Annotated in this window: 3 protein-coding genes; 1 reads left to right on the top strand and 2 read right to left on the bottom strand. The window is 58.9% G+C overall.

All coding sequences use genetic code 11. From position 1 onward, the window contains the following. Positions 1–714 precede the first annotated feature (714 nt). A complete protein-coding gene (locus Q2M23_RS43435; RefSeq protein ID WP_316399491.1) occupies positions 715–885 on the bottom strand; it encodes a hypothetical protein in 171 nt (56 codons plus the stop codon). 54 nt (positions 886–939) lie between these two features. After that, on the bottom strand, positions 940–1137 hold the full coding sequence (locus Q2M23_RS43440) for a hypothetical protein (protein WP_316399492.1): 198 nt from the start codon (positions 1135–1137) through the stop codon (positions 940–942). Between the two features lie 338 nt (positions 1138–1475). Here Q2M23_RS43440 and Q2M23_RS43445 point away from each other — a divergent pair, with 338 nt between their 5' ends. Beyond that, positions 1476–2144: a nucleotidyltransferase family protein gene (locus Q2M23_RS43445; RefSeq protein WP_316399493.1), complete on the top strand. Its 669-nt coding sequence runs from the start codon at positions 1476–1478 to the stop codon at positions 2142–2144. Positions 2145–2180 lie beyond the last annotated feature (36 nt).

Here is a 2180-nt window from a genome sequence, read left to right on the forward strand (position 1 = left end):
CGAGCCTTCTTCGAGACCGTCCCGGCTCGAAACACCGCTTAAGCCGGGCGCCGGCGCCAGTTCTTCACGAACGACTCGATACTTCGTCACCTTTGACGTGGATATCCAAGAGTGTAAGAGCTGAGCGGGTGAACTGCCTCAAAACGATTGGATGAGATATCGCAGGTTTGGCTGGTGAGGGAAAGGCGGCTGCGCTCCCCCGCTACTGCGGGCCACGATTTTGTACGCAAACTACGATTTTTAACGATCGCGTTCGCTGGATGGTGACCACGCATCGTGCCCCCGTCCTGCTAGCCCCCAGTGTGTCTCTGTGCCGATGCCGGGTCGACATTTGAGCCACAAAAACGCGACCCACTGTCGACCCGGGGTCGATCCGGCTAGCCGATCTTGATCGCGGCAGCGCGCGCCCTAAGGGCAATAGCTAAGGGCAATATAGGCTGCGAATTCGTTCGCTTCCTTCGCACCGCGATGGCACCGAGCTCCGCCATCATCAGCACGGTCTCCGCTACTTCATGAAGCTCTGGCGTTCAGTTGCCTCATTCGGAGGGGAGGGCGGAGATGCCCCAGAGCTGAAATGGTCCTCAGTGCCTCGGGGCTGGAAGACTCAACATCTCGGCCAGGAATATCGCGGAGGCCCTGCTGTCGTGGGCTGACGATAGATGGATGGCAATGTTGCTCCTCGCAAGAGCAATCGGAGCTTTCTCGCTCCGTCGCTCATTCTTCGTCCGGCTCGCGCACGACCGGCAGTTCATCGGCGTGGTTCTCTTCCTCTTCTTCCTCCTCGTCCTCTTCTTCCTCCGGATCTCTGGGTGGCATCGCGTTGCCCATGATCGGACTGCAGTCGATCAACTTGGTGGAAAATTCGTCGGGGACGTGTAGCCTCATGTTGTTACCTCCTCGGTGCTTCTGGAGAGATCCGTCTTGGGTTGCGACATGGCGCTATTTGGGTGGCTGTAGGCCGGAGGAGGAAAGCCATTCCTGCATGCGAGCAGCAGCTTCGGCCTTACGTGCCTGGCGGATTAGCTTCTTGCGCTCGACCCCGGGCGGGACATCCTGAGCTTCCTTACGCAGACGTGTGGCCTGTTCTTCCAAGTGCTCATTCGGTGGCGGTGTTTGATTGAAAACACGTCTTTTCATGACGGCGCTCCTTTTCCGATTCCGGCAAGGGCGGGAGCGCCATGGCGTTCTCATCACCGATGACGGAAGGACAGTGCGGTGATGAGCACTAACGTTCTGGAACCCGGATGGTCGCGGCTATCGCCGAACTGTTAATGTTCAGATTGGGCCAGGCGTTGCTGTTCCGTGGTCGCTCGGAAGTCGTCGACGCCGACCTGCGGGCTCCTTCGGGAGCATTTCGCAGCCGATCTTCTCAAGTCGGTGGCGCGCCGGATAGGCGAAAGGAACCTTGCATTGTCTGGTCAATTGTTGAACAGGCACCCTAGTGGCCGAAGCTGACGAGCTTCGATTGATTATCCATGGCGAAGGAGATCAGAACGACCGCTGGATCAACAGGGACGGTCGATGCGGCCGCCGAGCCGACTGCGCCATCGGCCCGCGCTGAGCTGTTCTACGCCCAGGCCTTGCGCGAGCTCGCGAAGCTCGATCTTCCGTTTCTGTTGGCAGGCACGTATGCGCTGAGCGCCTATACCGGCGTGGTGCGCGCGACCAAAGATCTCGATATCGTGTGCAAGCCGACTGACTATCCCCGTATTCTCGACCACTTTCAGAACCTCGGATACAGTGTCGCAATCGAGGATGAACGCTGGCTCGGCAAAGTCTTCCAAGACGAGCACTTCTTCGACGTGATCTTCGCGTTCTGGCATGGCATGGCTCCCGTGAACGACCAGTGGTTCGAATCCGCGCCGCGCGTCAAAGTGTTCGGCACGCCGACGCGCGTCATCGCCCCGACGGAGTTGATCTGGTCCAAGGCCTTCGTCCAGTTGCGGCACCGTTACGACGGCGCGGACATCGCGCATGTCATTCTCAAGCAGCACGATCAGATAGACTGGCTGCGTCTGCTTGCCTACATGGAGTTGCATTGGGAGGTGCTTCTGGCACATCTACTCAACTTCCGCTGGGCCTATCCGAGTGAGCGCGATTGCGTGCGTATTTCGCAAAAACGGGACAGCGGTTTCGCTAACTGACGGACAGCAGTTTCGCTAAATCGCGGACAGCGTGGC

Origin of the sequence: Bradyrhizobium sp. 33ap4 (assembly GCF_032654765.1) — a bacterium.
Lineage (GTDB): Bacteria > Pseudomonadota > Alphaproteobacteria > Rhizobiales > Xanthobacteraceae > Bradyrhizobium > Bradyrhizobium australafricanum.